This is a genomic window from Faecalibacterium sp. HTF-F (genome assembly GCF_023347535.1).
GTDB lineage: Bacteria > Bacillota > Clostridia > Oscillospirales > Ruminococcaceae > Faecalibacterium > Faecalibacterium wellingii.
The window spans coordinates 1,681,750-1,694,968 of record NZ_CP094473.1 but is presented as its reverse complement, the minus strand read 5'-3'; the positions used below and the strand labels follow the sequence as shown (position 1 = coordinate 1,694,968).

Sequence of the window (13,219 nt, the reverse complement as noted above, 5' to 3'; positions counted from 1 at the left end):
AACGGATTGACCGTTTCGTGTCAGAACGGCAGGTCGTCGCTGTCATCAATCACAGCGAAATCGTCTGCATTGCCGGCAGAGTAGCTGGGAGCTGCCTCCACAGCAGCCGGGCGGGCAGGCGCTGCGTTCTGGTAGGCGGGAGCAGAATTATTCTGATAATTTGCTCCGCCGCCTGCATTGCTGCTCTTGGGGCCTGCGAAGTTGATGTTGTTGGCTACCACTTCCACAGCGGTGCGGTTGTTGCCGTTCTTGTCCTGATACTGGCGGGTCTGAAGACTGCCTTCAATGGCGATCAGACTGCCTTTCTGGAAATACTTGCAAACAAACTCGGCCTGCTGGCGCCATGCGACGATATCAATGAAATCGGCCTGACGCTGCTCGCCCTGACGCGCAAAATTGCGGTCACAGGCAATGCGGAAACTGCACACATTGGTACCCTGCTGGGTGGTGCGCAGTTCGGGATCCGCCACAAGACGGCCCATGATGGCAACAACATTCAACATACTACGGTCTCCCTTTCTGTCACGGAAGGATTACTCCTCGTGAGCAATGATCAGGCTGCGCATAACGCCTTCAGTGATCTTGTACACACGGTCCAGCTCAGCGGGGAAGCTGGGCTCGCTGGTGAAGTCGATCACGGTGTAGACGCCTTCCTCCTCGTCGTTGATGGGATAGGCCAGACGGCGCTTACCCCACTCGTCGATGGAATCGATCGTACCGTTAGCCTCGATCAGGGACTTGAACTTACCAACCAGAGCGGCGGTAGCCTCCTCGTCGAGAGCGGCGCTGGTAATCAGCATGGTTTCGTACTTTGCCATTTTGTAGCACCTCCTTTTGGACTTAAGGGTCCTGCAATCACAGGACCAAGGGTACACACAAAACGCGGCGTCGCGCCTTGTGTGCGGCGTGTCTGTTCAGACAGCAACTTATTATAGCAAGCTGTAAAGGATCTGTCAAGTGTTTTCTGAAAAAAGATACAACAAAAAATGTTTTGATTTTTTTGTGAAAGAGGACTATAATATAGTCGCTTTCAGAGGATGAACGGCGGGGCAGCCGAGGATCGGCCGTTTCTCTGTTCTCTGTTATCCGTCTTCGGAAGGAAAGTATATATGGTTCTAGGAATTTTATAGTAAAGGAAGGATTCTTTGTGTATTTGGTTTTCCGTGACCTGGCAATTATCATCCTCAGCGCAAAGTTCTTTGGCCTTGTGGCCCGCAAGTGCAAGGCACCGCAGGTGGTGGGCGAGATCATTGCCGGCCTGCTCATCGGTCCGTGCATCCTGAACCTCGTGCAGACCAGTGATGCCATCTCCACCTTTGCGGAGATCGGCGTGGTCATGCTGATGTTCACCACGGGCCTTGGCACCAATCTGAAGGAACTTATCAAAGCCGGCCCCATCGCCACCCTGGTCGCCTGCGTGGGCGTTGCCGTTCCGCTGGTGGGCGGCACCCTGCTGTACAGTGCGTTCTACGGCTTCTCTGCCGTGGGCAGCCCTGAGTTCTACCGTGCCCTGTTCATCGGCACCATCATGACCGCCACCAGCGTGTCCATTACGGTGGCGACCCTGCAGGAGCTGGGCCACCTGAAGAGCTTTCTCGGCACTACCATCGTCAGTGCCGCCGTCATTGATGATGTCATCGGCATCGTAGTCCTCACCTGCGTACTGGGCGCAAGCTCTGGTACCGGCACAGGTCTGGGCAAGGTGCTCATCAATACGGTGCTGTTCTTTGCCACTGCCGTGGGCGTGGGCGTTGTGGCTCACTTTGCTATGACATGGCTGGACAAGCGCAATCCCCACACCCAGCGCATCACCATCGTGAGCATGGCGTTCTGCTTTGCCATGGCCTACATCGCCGAGGAATACTTCGGCATTGCAGATATCACCGGTGCCTATATCGCAGGTATCGTTCTGTGCACCATGGACGATGCCCCCTACGTGGAGCGCCGCGTGGACATCAGCAATTATATCATTTTTGCACCCATCTTCTTTGCATCCATCGGCTTGAAGACCGACATCAGCGGCCTGACGCCGGAAATCTTCCTGTTCTGTGTCTGCTTCGTCATTGTGGCACTTATCACCAAGATCATCGGCTGCGGTTTGGCCGCAAAACTCTGCCGCTTTAACTGGGGCGACTCCCTCAAGATCGGCGTTGGCATGATGACCCGCGGCGAGGTGGCACTGATCGTGGCCCAAAAGGGCCTGGATGTCGGCGTGGTGGACTCGGTCTACTTTACCGCTGTGATCCTGCTGATCGTGGTGTCCAGTGTGGCAACGCCGCTGGTGCTCAAGGCTCTCTTTACCAAAATGCCGCCGCAGCTGCACCCCAGTCAGGCGGAATAAAGAATGATGTTTCTGCGCAAATGATGTGCACCGCACAGCGGTGCAATGAAAACACCCCGGAAGCTTTCGCATTCCGGGGTGTTTTTTTTGCTGTCGTATCGTCCTTCATGCGCCGCAGCGCACATCATTTTTGCGAAGCAAAACATCATTTGAAGAACATCATTTGCGCAGCAACATCATTTTTACAGTGTCTTGCAGAACTCCTTCAGGTACTCACGGAAGGCTTCGCCGATCTCCGGATGCTGCAGGGCCAGCTCCACCTGAGCCTCTACCACCTTGAGCTTGTTGCCCATGTCGTAGTGCTTTCCGGTGAACTCTACGGCCGTCATTCCGCCGCAGGTACGGGCATACTCGGCCATGGCATCGGTCAGCTGGATCTCACCGCCGGCACCGGGCTTGGTGTGGGCGAGGATCTCGTAGATCTGCGGAGTCAGCAGCACACGGCCCAGAATGGAGTAATTGCTGAACTCCTGCCCCTTCTTGGGCTTCTCGATCATGTCATCCACAAAGAAGTAGTTGTCGTGGATGGGGGTGGTCTTCAGACTGCAGTACCGGCTCACATCCTCCCAAGGCACAGCGGAAACACCCGCGACCGGGCGGCCGAACTCCTCGTAGGCGCGGATCAGCTGAGCGCAGACCGGGTCCTCGCCCCAGATCACGTCATCACCGTAGATGACAACAAAGGGATCGTCGCCGGTGAAGGCCTTGGCGGTGTTCACGGCATGGCCCAGACCCAGCGTCTGCTTCTGGCGCACAAAGAAGATGTTTGCCATGTTGGCAATGCCCAGACATTCTTCCAGAGCCTTTTCCTTGCCGGGCTTTGCCAGCTTTTCTTCCAGCTCAGGGCTGCGGTCAAAGTGATCCTCAATGATGCTCTGGTTGCGGCCCAGAATGATGAGAATATCAGTGATACCGGAACGCACCGCCTCTTCCACCAGATACTGGATGGCAGGCTTGTCCACAATGGGCAGCATACCCTTGGGCATGGCCTTGGTAGCGGGCAGCACGCGGGTGCCAAGACCGGCGGCAGGAATGACAGCTTTTGTGACTTTCTTCATCATGATTCATATTCTCCTTACTATTTTGAAATCCGCAATGCCAGCCTTTGCAGGCGGCATTGCAGATCAGAACATCCCGACCAAAGCGTCCAGATTCGGACCCATGAGCACGGTAGCGCAGGCACCCAGCACCATCAGCAGTACAAAGGCACCAATCACACCGGCGATGCTCACGCCGCCCTGCGCAGACAGGACCGCACGGCGCTGAGCAGCATCCGGGAACTCGGCACGGATGCGGCGGATGCGTTCGGCTGCACTTTTGCGATACAGCCATTTGGCATACAGAGTGCGCAGCATCACCAGCGCAAAACTGAGCACCGTCATAATGCGGGACAGTATAACGATGACCGTGCTGCTGATGCCGGCGGTCAGCGGACTACCGGTGGCCTGCATCATGCTCAGCAGGGTGGGCAGAGCCAGCACCAGCTCTGCGGCCAGAAAACCAAAGGCAGGCTTCCACGCTTTGCGATAGAAGAAATAGAACGGACCGAACACCAGCGCCGAGAGGCACATGGAGATCTTGGTGTGCTGCAGCTGCATCCGGCTGTAGTCGTTCAGATAGACAGGCGCGGCCTTGCCGATGTAATCGTTCCAGTCGCTGTAGGGGATACCGTCGATCAGCTCTTCCTTGCCAAAGGCCGCCTGTACATTGCGGCGGGTGGGTTCTTCCACGGTCTGCTGGTACTGGCGGTAAAGATCATCATAATCAAATCGGTTCTGGTCTGCGCCGGAAGCAGTCTGGGCGGAAGGATCCGGGCACTGATCCTCCGGCGGCATGACGGCACCGCAGCAGCGGCATACCGTCTCAGAACGCAGGGTGCGCTCACCGCAGCTGGGGCAGGTGCGCAGTTCTTCATCCTTGTACGGAAACTTCCATTCATAGCCTGCGCCGTGGGCGGGGGTATGGATGCAGCGGCCCAGCTTCTCGTAGCACTCGCGGTGATAGGGTGCGCCGCAGTCCGGGCAGACCACGATATCATCGGTCAGCGCCAGAGGTCTGCCGCAGCCTTCGCAGGGACAGCCATAATATTTCGGCATGATTTCCTCCTGTTATATGATTCATACTGGTATTATACTCCCCTGAGAACGAAAAGAAAAGGCAAAAATCTTCAAAATTCCAGCAGGATAATCCATTTACCTCTTTACTTTAACACAGATTCTCGGTATACTAGTGAAGTATCTGTGTATAAACTGTGTCTTTTGAAAATGAAAGACTTTACCTTATTATCATTTCGAGAGGAACTGAAAGAATGATCACGATTGACGAACTGAAGGTGCAGCTTGCCGATTACGGCAAGGCGGTCAAGGACCTGGAAGAGGCTCTGGCCATCGATGCCTCCCGCAAGCGCGTGCAGGAGCTGGAGCACACCATGTCCCGCCCCGGTTTTTACGATGATGTAGACCTGAGCAAAAAGGTGTTTGACGAGGTGGGCGACCTGAAGGGCAAGCTGAGCCGTTTTGAAAAGCTGCAGGGCCTGTACGATGACGCTGAGACCATGCTGGAAATGCTGGATGAAGAATACGACCCTGCCATGATCCCCGAGGCAGAGGAGTCCGTGAACGCTGTGGGCAAGGCAGTGGATGAGCTGCAGCTCATGACGATGCTGAACGGTGAGTACGACCACAGCAACGCCATCCTCACCTTCCATGCCGGCACCGGCGGCACCGAGGCACAGGACTGGGCCGAAATGCTGTACCGCATGTACAACAAGTGGGCTTCCAACCACGGCATGACCGTGGAGGTGCTGGACTATCAGGACGGCGATGAAGCCGGCATGAAGAGCGCCTCCATGATGGTGAAGGGTGCCAACGCCTACGGTCTGCTCAAGAGCGAGAACGGCGTGCATCGTCTGGTGCGTGTGTCGCCCTTTGACGCCAATGCCCGCCGTCAGACCAGCTTTGCTTCGCTGGAAGTGATGCCCGAGCTGGACAACACCATTCAGGTGGATATCCGCCCCGAGGATATTGAGATGCAGGTGTACCGTTCCTCCGGTGCCGGCGGTCAGCACATCAACAAGACCTCTTCTGCTGTCCGTCTGATCCACAAGCCCACCGGCATCGTGGTCAACTGCCAGACCCAGCGCAGCCAGTTCCAGAACCGTGACTACGCAATGGAAATGCTGAAGGCAAAGCTGTATCAGATCGCAAAGCAGCAGCATATGGATAAGATCGACGACATCAAGGGCGTGCAGAACGAGATCGCATGGGGTCACCAGATCCGCAGCTATGTGTTCATGCCCTACACCATGGTCAAGGATCACCGCACCAACTACGAGACCGGCAATGTGGACGCTGTGATGGACGGCGATCTGGACGGTTTCATCTTTGCATACCTCAAGGCTGCAAGCCGCGGGGAACTGCAGGATACCTGATCTTGAACGTATAAAATGCAAAAGCCGTGCTTCCTTTTGTGGAGGCACGGCTTTTTTGTATTCTTATGCCAGATCGGGCAGAATGGTGTCCCAGAGGTTTTCCTCCTGCCGCAGGGCGTTGAAGCAGCAGTCCAGATACATTTTGTTTGCCGCTGCAAGAATCGTGCTGCGCAGAAGCAGCTTTTCATCTGCGGCATCCACGGCAAGGTCACGGATCTCCCTGGTGCAGCCGAATACGAACGGCAGGCAGTTCTCCATCTCGTCGCAGAAGTAGTCGTAAGCTGCCCCGGCGGAACAGTGTGCCCGCTGCATTTTAAACAGGGCATCGATGTTTTCCATCGAAAGAACGGTCTTGGAGACTGCAATGTACATCAGGGATGCAATCTGATCGCGGGCATACTTCTTGCGCACCGGGTGGGACAAAATGCCCTTTTTGACATAGTTGCTTACCATGGAAGAGGTGAGCTCCACGCCGCAAAAGGTGCGGAAATAGCTGTTGACATACTGCACGGTCTGGTCAAGGTAAAGCCCCATCTGCGGAAGATCGGCGTACCGGGGCAGGGCAAACCCGGCGGCGCAGGCCGCAACGCGGCATTTGGTTTCAGTTTTCATATCGTAAGCAGTTCTCTAAGGTTGGCGCAGCTGGGCTGCGCGGGATACAGAAAATGGTTTTATGGCGGTATTATAGCGCAAATCTGTACTTTGGTCAACGGATTTTTAAAACTTTTGAAAGAATGCATAAAATCCCTTGACAGGTTTTTGAAAAACTGCTATGATGTCTGCAGTGAACCGAAAAACCATGCAGGCAGAAGTGCGTGTAAGGCACGGAAAATACAAAAATGACCTGCTATCACAAAATAGATTTGGAGCGTGCATTTTATGAAAACCAAGATCGTTGTGGATTCTTCGTCCAGCCTGTATGCCCTGCCGGGCGTGGATTTTGCCTGTGTGCCGTTGAAGATCGTCACGGATGAACAGGAATATCTGGATGACGGCACTCTGGATGCTGTGGGTATGGCCCGGTCTCTGCGTACTTACAAGGGCAAGACCAGCACCTCCTGCCCCAATGTGGCAGACTGGCTGGCTGCTTATGAGGGTGCAGAGCAGATCTTTGTTGCCACCATCACGGGCACACTGTCCGGCAGCTACAATGCTGCACTGCTGGCAGCAGAAGAATACAAGGAAACACACCCGGAGGCCCGTATTTTTGTTCTGGACAGCCTGTCTGCCGGGCCGGAGCTGCGTCTGCTGGCAGAGCGTCTGCGGGACCTCGTCCGGATCGGGATGGAGTTTGACGAGATCTGTGAGGCGATCCTGGCTTACCACAAGCACACGCATCTGGTGTTTTCGCTGGAATCGCTGGCAAATCTGGCCCGCAACGGCCGTGTGAAGCCCGCCGTTGCCGCCGTGGCACGGATGCTGGGCATCCGGGTCATTGGTCAGGCCAGCGAGAGCGGTGAGTTGGAGGTGCTGTGCAAGACCCGCGGCGAGCACGGCGCACTGGAGCGCATCGTGCTGGAATTGAAGGATCACGGCTTTACCGATGGCAAAGTGCACATTGCCCACTGTGATAACCCGGAAGCTGCCAAGCGCCTGAAGCTGATGATCCATGCGGTGTTTGCAGGCGCACAGGTGGATGTCACCGAGTGCGGCGGCCTGTGCAGCTACTACGCTGAGCAGGGCGGCCTGATGGTGGGCTTTGAGGACGGCGAAGCCGAAGCATAAAGCGGCTTTCAATGGCTCCGCATTTGCGCGGGAACTGCAATAGCTGTCTCTTTGACGAAAAAAATCATTTCTTTGTTTGCCGACCGGAAAAATCTGCGGATTTTTCCGGTCGGCTTTTTGCGGGGCGAATCAGGAAACAACGCAAATCTTGAAAAAGCTGCAAAACCGCGCTATACTTACACATATTATAATAAAGGAGGATGGCAGGCCGATGTTTTTTCGTTCGCCGATCATGCGCTTTTTTAACCGCATCCTGAACCGCGTCACCATCACGGTGGTGCTGGTAGCGCTGCAGCTGCTGTGGCTGTGCTGGGTGTTCTATTCCATTACCACCGGTACAGGCCGTGTATGGGTGAACGGTCTGCTCAACGCCCTGAGCCTGCTCATTATCCTGTACCTTGTGCGCAAGGACGAGAACAGCGCCTATAAGGTGGGCTGGATCGCATTGATCGGCATCCTGCCGCTGCTGGGCGGTGCACTGTATCTGGCCTTTGGCAACAAACGCCCGAGCAAGCGCCTGAGCCTGAAAATGCATGCTGTGGACAGCGCACATAAAAAAGACCTGCAGCAGCAGCCGGGCGTACTGGACAGTCTGGATGCCGGCGGGCAGGGCCAGAGCCGTTATGTGGCAAAGTATGGTCCCTATCCGGCATGGCAGAACACCCGTGCGCAGTATTTTGCCAGTGGCGAAGCGATGTATCCGCAGCTGCTGACCGATCTGGAAAAGGCTCAAAAGAGCATCTTTCTGGAATTTTTCATCGTGAGCCATGGCTGCATGTGGAATGGCATCGAGAAGGTCCTGCGCCGCAAGGCGGCACAGGGCGTGGATGTGCGTCTGATCTACGATGATTTTGGCAGCCTGCTGGGCCTGCCTGCTGATTTTATCGTGCGGATGGAGCGGGCGCACATCCGCTGCATTCCGTTCAACCCGGTGGTGCCCCTGATCTCGCTGGTGATGAACCACCGCGACCACCGCAAGATCGTAGTCATTGACGGTACGGTGGCCTACACCGGCGGTGTGAATCTGGCAGATGAGTATATCAACGCCGAGCAGCGCTTCGGCTACTGGAAGGATGCAGCCCTGCGTGTGGAAGGCGACGCCGCGTGGAACTTTACGGTGATGTTCCTCAACTTCTGGAATGCCTTTCGCCCCAGCGAGACGGATTATGATGCGTTTCGCCCCATGCCGCTGGTGCCGCCGACATCGGACGGCGTGGTGCAGCCCTATGCAGACAGTCCGCTGGACGAGGAGCCCATGGCAGAAACCGTTTATCTGAATATCCTTGCGCAGGCAAAACAGTATGTCTACATCTATACACCCTACCTTGCGATCGGCGAGGAAATGCTGGATGCGCTGAAAAACGCTGCCAAGCGCGGGGTGGATGTCCGTCTGGTGCTGCCGGGCATCCCGGACAAGAAGCTGGTATTCCGGTTGAGCCGGTCGTACTATCTGCCGCTTTTGCGGGCGGGTGTGCGCATTTACGAGTTCACCCCCGGCTTCCTGCACGCCAAGTGCTGGGTGAGCGACGACAGCACCGCTGTGGTGGGCAGCATCAACATGGATTACCGCAGCCTGTTCCTGCACTTCGAGTGCGGCGTGCTGCTGCAGAACAACAGTCAGGTGACCGTCCTGCGGGATGACGTGCGGGATACACTGCTCAAATGCCGGGAGGTGCAGGTATCGGACTGCCATACCGGTCTGCTGGGCACTGTGCTGGACAGCGTGCTGCGGCTGCTGAGCCCTTTAATGTAAAAGAAACGACAGACTGCAGCAGACACAAAATAAAACCGCTGCTTTCCGGGCAAACTAGCCCAAAAGCCCCTTTACGATGGGGCAGGAAAGGGAGCGTTTCGATGATAACGAAAAAGATATCCTGCACGATTTTGGGCTGCACGCTGGCGGCGGCGCTGACACTCACCGCCTGCGGCGGGAGCGGCTCCGGTTCTTCCGGAAGCATGAGCACAGGCATGGGCGGCAGCTCGTCCCAGACCACGCAGAACGCCGCATGGCGCACCGGCCTTGGCATCTTGACGGAAGCGGACGGAGAGGAGCGTGCCGGGAAGATCAACACGATCGCTGCTGCCGTTTTGCTGGATGCTGAGGGGAAAGTGGCCGATGTGATGCTGGATGAGGTGGAGATCTCTGTAACAGGGGACGGCACCGGCAAGGTGACGATGCCCGGCGAAACTCTTACCAAGCGCCAGAAGGGGGAGGACTACCCGCTGGCTGCGGTGTCCTCGCTGAAAAAAGGCTGGACAGAACAGGCAGATGCCTTTGGCGATTTTCTCACAGGCAAGACGCCGGACGAGGTGAAAAAGCTTGCCACCGACGATGACGGCAAGCCCAAGGACGCCGACCTGCTTTCCGGCTGTACCATTGCAGTGGACGGCTATCGGGATGCAGTGGTGCGCGCCTGTGAGAACGCAAAGGCGGTGGGTTCGGCCCGCGGCGACCGTGCTGTGCTGGGCGTGTCGGTGCGCAATGATACCAAAGATCTGACCGCCGACGATGACCACGATGTGACCGCGCAGGTGGACATTACGGTGACGGCTCTGACGCTGGATGCCGACGACCGCGTGACCAGCGCCATCGCTGACGTGACGGAGCCTGCCCTGACGGTGAGCGCGGACGGCACCGTATCGGCACCGGAGCTGGTGAAAACCAAGCTGGAGCAGGGCGATCAGTACGGGATGCGCGGTGCATCCGCTCTGGACAAAGAATGGTATGAGCACAGCGAGGGCTGGTGCGACTACCTCAAGGGCCGGACCCGCGCAGAGGTGGCGTCCATCCCGGATGACGGCTCGGATGCCGACCTTGCGGCTGTATGTACTATTTCAGTGACAGAGCTGCAAAAGGCGGCACTGGCAGCGTTCGCAGAAGAATAAGCAATCGGAAAGGGGAAAGACACTGTGTCTTTCCTCTTTTACTTGTGCAATTCAACAAGAGACGAAACGAAAAGAAAAAAATAAAGGACAATATGCACTAACTTTTATATTTCCTCTTGCCAAATGCCCTCAAACGCGCTATTCTATAGTCACGGTTTAACACTTTAGCATGATAAAATGCTAAACCGAGAGGGAACATCTTTTGGGAAATAACGAGGGAGGAAACCTGTTATGAAACGTTTAGTCTCCGCTTTTCTGGCCGGTGCCATGGCACTGAGCCTTGCCGCCTGCGGCGGTGCCGCATCCACTTCCACCGTGGCATCTTCTGCCGCGTCCGGCAGCGCAGCCGCTTCTGCTGCCGAAACCGCTGCCAGTGATCTGGATTACATCAAGGAAAAGGGCAAGATGGTCATTGGCTACACCGTCTACGAACCCATGAACTACACCGATGAAGACGGCAACTTCACCGGCTTTGACACCGAGCTGGCAACGGCTGTGTGCGAAAAGCTGGGGGTCGAGCCGGAGTTTGTAGAGATCAACTGGGACACCAAGGTGGTTGAGCTGGACGCCAAGAGCATCGACTGCATCTGGAACGGCATGACCCTGACCGATGATATCATGGCCAACACCGCCACCACCAAGGCCTACGCCAAGAACGCACAGGTCGTGGTCGTGAAGGACGGTACCGACTACAGCTCCACTGCAGATCTGGTGGGCAAGACCGTAGTGGCTGAAGCCGGCTCTGCCGGTGAGGCTGCCATCGAAGGAGACGAGAATCTGGCACAGGCCGATTACGTTTCCAAGAGCGTGCAGACCGACTGCCTGATGGAAGTTGCCGCAGGCACTGCAGATGCGGCTGTTCTGGATCTGACTCTGGCCAACGCCATGATCGGTGAGGGCACCGACTATGCAAGCCTGAAGATCGTGGACGAGCTGAACGCTGAGGAGTACGGCGTGGCCTTCCGCAAGGACAGCGATGCCGCCGCCGCTGTGGATGCCGTCTTTGACGAGCTGAAGGCTGACGGCACCATGCAGGCTCTGGCCGACAAGTACGATCTGGCTCTGGCCGATTAAGTATCTACATTTAAAATGAACGGAGCGCCCCCTGAGCGGGGCGTTCCCTTTATTAAAAACGGATTGATGGGTGTGTTCTTGTGTCTGTGATTCTGGGGCGCCTTTCCGGCGCGTTTCTGCTCAACTGTGAACTGTTTGCATTGACCCTGCTGTTTGCGCTGCCGCTGGGTCTGGTGGTCGCTTTCGGCTCCATGAGCCGGTGCAAGCCGCTTTCCGGCGCGGTGAAAACTTTCGTGTGGGTCATCCGCGGTACGCCGCTGATGCTGCAGATCATCGTGATCTACCTTGGCCCCGGCCTGCTGGGCATGAATAATCCGTGGCCCTCCGGCTCCGGCGGACGCATGGTGGCGGCGGTGGTGGCCTTTGCCATCAACTATGCCTGCTACTTCTCCGAGATCTACCGTGGCGGCATCGAGGCTGTCCCCAAGGGCCAGACCGAGGCCGGTCAGGTGCTGGGCATGACCAAAACGCAGATCTTCTTCAAGGTGACGCTGCTGCAGGTGGTCAAGCGCATTCTGGCCCCCATGGGCAACGAGGTCATCACCCTCGTCAAGGATACCTCGCTGGCCAACACCATCGCCAACAAGGAGATCATCATGATGGCCAAGGAATACAGTGCAAAGGGTCTGATCTGGCCGCTGTTCTCCACCGCCATCTTCTTCCTGGTGTTCGTGGGCGCGCTGACTTTGCTGTTTGGCTGGGCTGAAAAGAAACTGGATTATTTCCGCTGATGAAAGGAAGGAAACTGAATCATGGCACTGCTTGAAGCCTCCGGCATCGGCAAAAACTTTGGCGAGACCAAGGTGCTCAAAGATATTTCGTTGAACCTTGAACAGGGTGAGGCGCTGGCCATCATAGGCTCGTCCGGTTCCGGCAAGACCACCCTGCTGCGCTGCCTGAATTTCCTTGAGAGGCCGGATGCCGGCATCATCAAGGTGAACGGCGAGACCATGTGGGACGCCGCCGACCCCGCCACCCAACGGGAAAGCGAGGTGCGCAAAAAGCGGCTGCACTTTGGTCTGGTATTCCAGAACTTCAACCTCTTTCCGCAGTATACCGCCCTGCAGAACGTGATGCTGGCCGGTGAGCTGCTGGCAAAGGAGAGCCCGGATTACAAGGCAAACAAAAAAGCCATCCATGCCCAGCTGGAACAGCAGGCACAGGAGCTTCTGGCCCAGATGGGCCTGTCTGCCCGTGCAGGCCACTATCCGCACCAGCTCTCCGGCGGTCAGCAGCAGCGCGTAGCCATTGCCCGCGCACTGGCCCTGCACCCGGACATCCTCTGCTTCGACGAGCCCACCAGCGCCCTTGACCCGGAACTGACCGGTGAAGTGCTGAAAGTTCTGCGTGAACTTGCTGACCGTAAGACCACCATGATCATCGTCACCCACGAAATGCATTTTGCCCGTGACGTGGCCGACCGTATCATGTTCATGGATGGCGGCGTTGTGGTGGAGGAAGGCCCTGCCCGGCAGCTCATTGAGCACCCGCAGGAAGAGCGCACCAAGCAGTTCCTTGCGCATTACTCGGAATAAGCAAAATCACCAATTCTTTCTGCAAAAATTCGTAAATGTTGATGCAATGCAAATCTTGTAAATCCTGCGTCACTCCGCTATAATACCATTCATGAATGCACACAACGTCCTGCCCTTTTCCGGCAGGGCGTTTTTCACGGCAAAAATACGCCGTTGAGCAGATTTTTCCGGGGCGCATCTGAAAAGCTGAAAACATGGTTTGTTTCTTTGCTTTCAGATATCCCCTGA

13 protein-coding genes are annotated in these 13,219 nt (G+C 56.3%); 8 read left to right on the top strand and 5 right to left on the bottom strand.

Features of this window, described 5'->3' with window-relative positions:
• Window positions 1-20: 20 nt before the first annotated feature.
• Together MTP37_RS08105 and rpsF are read right to left on the bottom strand one after the other, a co-directional pair.
• Window positions 21-503 carry a single-stranded DNA-binding protein gene (locus tag MTP37_RS08105; protein ID WP_249236822.1) on the bottom strand — a complete coding sequence of 161 codons (483 nt, stop codon included), beginning with the start codon at window positions 501-503 and terminating at the stop codon, window positions 21-23.
• 30 nt (window positions 504-533) lie between these two features.
• Window positions 534-818, bottom strand: coding sequence for a 30S ribosomal protein S6 (rpsF, locus tag MTP37_RS08100; protein ID WP_005938979.1), 285 nt, complete (start codon window positions 816-818; stop codon window positions 534-536).
• 329 nt (window positions 819-1,147) lie between these two features.
• Here rpsF and MTP37_RS08095 point away from each other — a divergent pair, with 329 nt between their 5' ends.
• Window positions 1,148-2,341 (top strand): cation:proton antiporter, encoded by a 1,194-nt coding sequence (locus tag MTP37_RS08095; protein ID WP_249236820.1) that lies wholly within the window; start codon window positions 1,148-1,150, stop codon window positions 2,339-2,341.
• Between the two features lie 182 nt (window positions 2,342-2,523).
• On the opposite strand, the gene MTP37_RS08090 is transcribed toward MTP37_RS08095, so the two are convergent.
• Window positions 2,524-3,399, bottom strand: a complete 876-nt coding sequence (locus tag MTP37_RS08090; RefSeq protein ID WP_249238714.1) for a UTP--glucose-1-phosphate uridylyltransferase — start codon at window positions 3,397-3,399, stop codon at window positions 2,524-2,526.
• Window positions 3,400-3,465: 66 nt separating this feature from the next.
• Window positions 3,466-4,437, bottom strand: a complete 972-nt coding sequence (locus MTP37_RS08085; protein ID WP_249236818.1) for an RING finger protein — start codon at window positions 4,435-4,437, stop codon at window positions 3,466-3,468.
• A 212-nt stretch (window positions 4,438-4,649) separates the two neighbouring features.
• Here MTP37_RS08085 and prfB point away from each other — a divergent pair, with 212 nt between their 5' ends.
• Window positions 4,650-5,771 (top strand): peptide chain release factor 2, encoded by a 1,122-nt coding sequence (gene prfB / locus MTP37_RS08080; RefSeq protein ID WP_249236817.1) that lies wholly within the window; start codon window positions 4,650-4,652, stop codon window positions 5,769-5,771.
• 63 nt (window positions 5,772-5,834) lie between these two features.
• On the opposite strand, the gene MTP37_RS08075 is transcribed toward prfB, so the two are convergent.
• On the bottom strand, window positions 5,835-6,383 hold the full coding sequence (locus MTP37_RS08075) for a DUF1836 domain-containing protein (RefSeq protein WP_005938962.1): 549 nt from the start codon (window positions 6,381-6,383) through the stop codon (window positions 5,835-5,837).
• 267 nt (window positions 6,384-6,650) lie between these two features.
• Between MTP37_RS08075 and MTP37_RS08070 the strand changes: the two genes are divergently transcribed.
• The 6 genes from MTP37_RS08070 (at window position 6,651) to MTP37_RS08045 (ending at window position 12,991) form a co-directional block, all read left to right on the top strand.
• A complete protein-coding gene (locus tag MTP37_RS08070; protein WP_249236816.1) occupies window positions 6,651-7,496 on the top strand; it encodes a DegV family protein in 846 nt (281 codons plus the stop codon).
• A gap of 211 nt (window positions 7,497-7,707) precedes the next feature.
• Window positions 7,708-9,249: a cardiolipin synthase gene (cls, locus tag MTP37_RS08065; RefSeq protein ID WP_249236815.1), complete on the top strand. Its 1,542-nt coding sequence runs from the start codon at window positions 7,708-7,710 to the stop codon at window positions 9,247-9,249.
• A 101-nt stretch (window positions 9,250-9,350) separates the two neighbouring features.
• Window positions 9,351-10,382, top strand: a complete 1,032-nt coding sequence (locus tag MTP37_RS08060; protein ID WP_249236814.1) for a hypothetical protein — start codon at window positions 9,351-9,353, stop codon at window positions 10,380-10,382.
• Between the two features lie 231 nt (window positions 10,383-10,613).
• Entirely contained in the window at window positions 10,614-11,456 is an 843-nt protein-coding gene (locus MTP37_RS08055) for a transporter substrate-binding domain-containing protein (protein WP_249236813.1), read from the top strand.
• 86 nt (window positions 11,457-11,542) lie between these two features.
• The gene (locus MTP37_RS08050; protein WP_249238713.1) at window positions 11,543-12,187 is read left to right on the top strand and encodes an amino acid ABC transporter permease; all 645 of its coding nucleotides are present in this window, start codon (window positions 11,543-11,545) and stop codon (window positions 12,185-12,187) included.
• A gap of 21 nt (window positions 12,188-12,208) precedes the next feature.
• On the top strand, window positions 12,209-12,991 hold the full coding sequence (locus MTP37_RS08045; protein ID WP_249236812.1) for an amino acid ABC transporter ATP-binding protein: 783 nt from the start codon (window positions 12,209-12,211) through the stop codon (window positions 12,989-12,991).
• Window positions 12,992-13,219 lie beyond the last annotated feature (228 nt).

Bases quoted from the DNA above. Each gene is read 5' to 3' on its own strand.
- MTP37_RS08105 (WP_249236822.1), bottom strand. From the start codon at position 503: ATGTTGAATGTTGTTGCCATCATGGGCCGTCTTGTGGCGGATCCCGAA.
- rpsF (WP_005938979.1), bottom strand. From the start codon at position 818: ATGGCAAAGTACGAAACCATGCTGATTACCAGCGCCGCTCTCGACGAG.
- MTP37_RS08090 (WP_249238714.1), bottom strand. From the start codon at position 3,399: ATGAAGAAAGTCACAAAAGCTGTCATTCCTGCCGCCGGTCTTGGCACC.
- MTP37_RS08085 (WP_249236818.1), bottom strand. From the start codon at position 4,437: ATGCCGAAATATTATGGCTGTCCCTGCGAAGGCTGCGGCAGACCTCTG.
- prfB (WP_249236817.1), top strand. From the start codon at position 4,650: ATGATCACGATTGACGAACTGAAGGTGCAGCTTGCCGATTACGGCAAG.
- MTP37_RS08075 (WP_005938962.1), bottom strand. From the start codon at position 6,383: ATGAAAACTGAAACCAAATGCCGCGTTGCGGCCTGCGCCGCCGGGTTT.
- MTP37_RS08070 (WP_249236816.1), top strand. From the start codon at position 6,651: ATGAAAACCAAGATCGTTGTGGATTCTTCGTCCAGCCTGTATGCCCTG.
- cls (WP_249236815.1), top strand. From the start codon at position 7,708: ATGTTTTTTCGTTCGCCGATCATGCGCTTTTTTAACCGCATCCTGAAC.
- MTP37_RS08060 (WP_249236814.1), top strand. From the start codon at position 9,351: ATGATAACGAAAAAGATATCCTGCACGATTTTGGGCTGCACGCTGGCG.
- MTP37_RS08055 (WP_249236813.1), top strand. From the start codon at position 10,614: ATGAAACGTTTAGTCTCCGCTTTTCTGGCCGGTGCCATGGCACTGAGC.
- MTP37_RS08045 (WP_249236812.1), top strand. From the start codon at position 12,209: ATGGCACTGCTTGAAGCCTCCGGCATCGGCAAAAACTTTGGCGAGACC.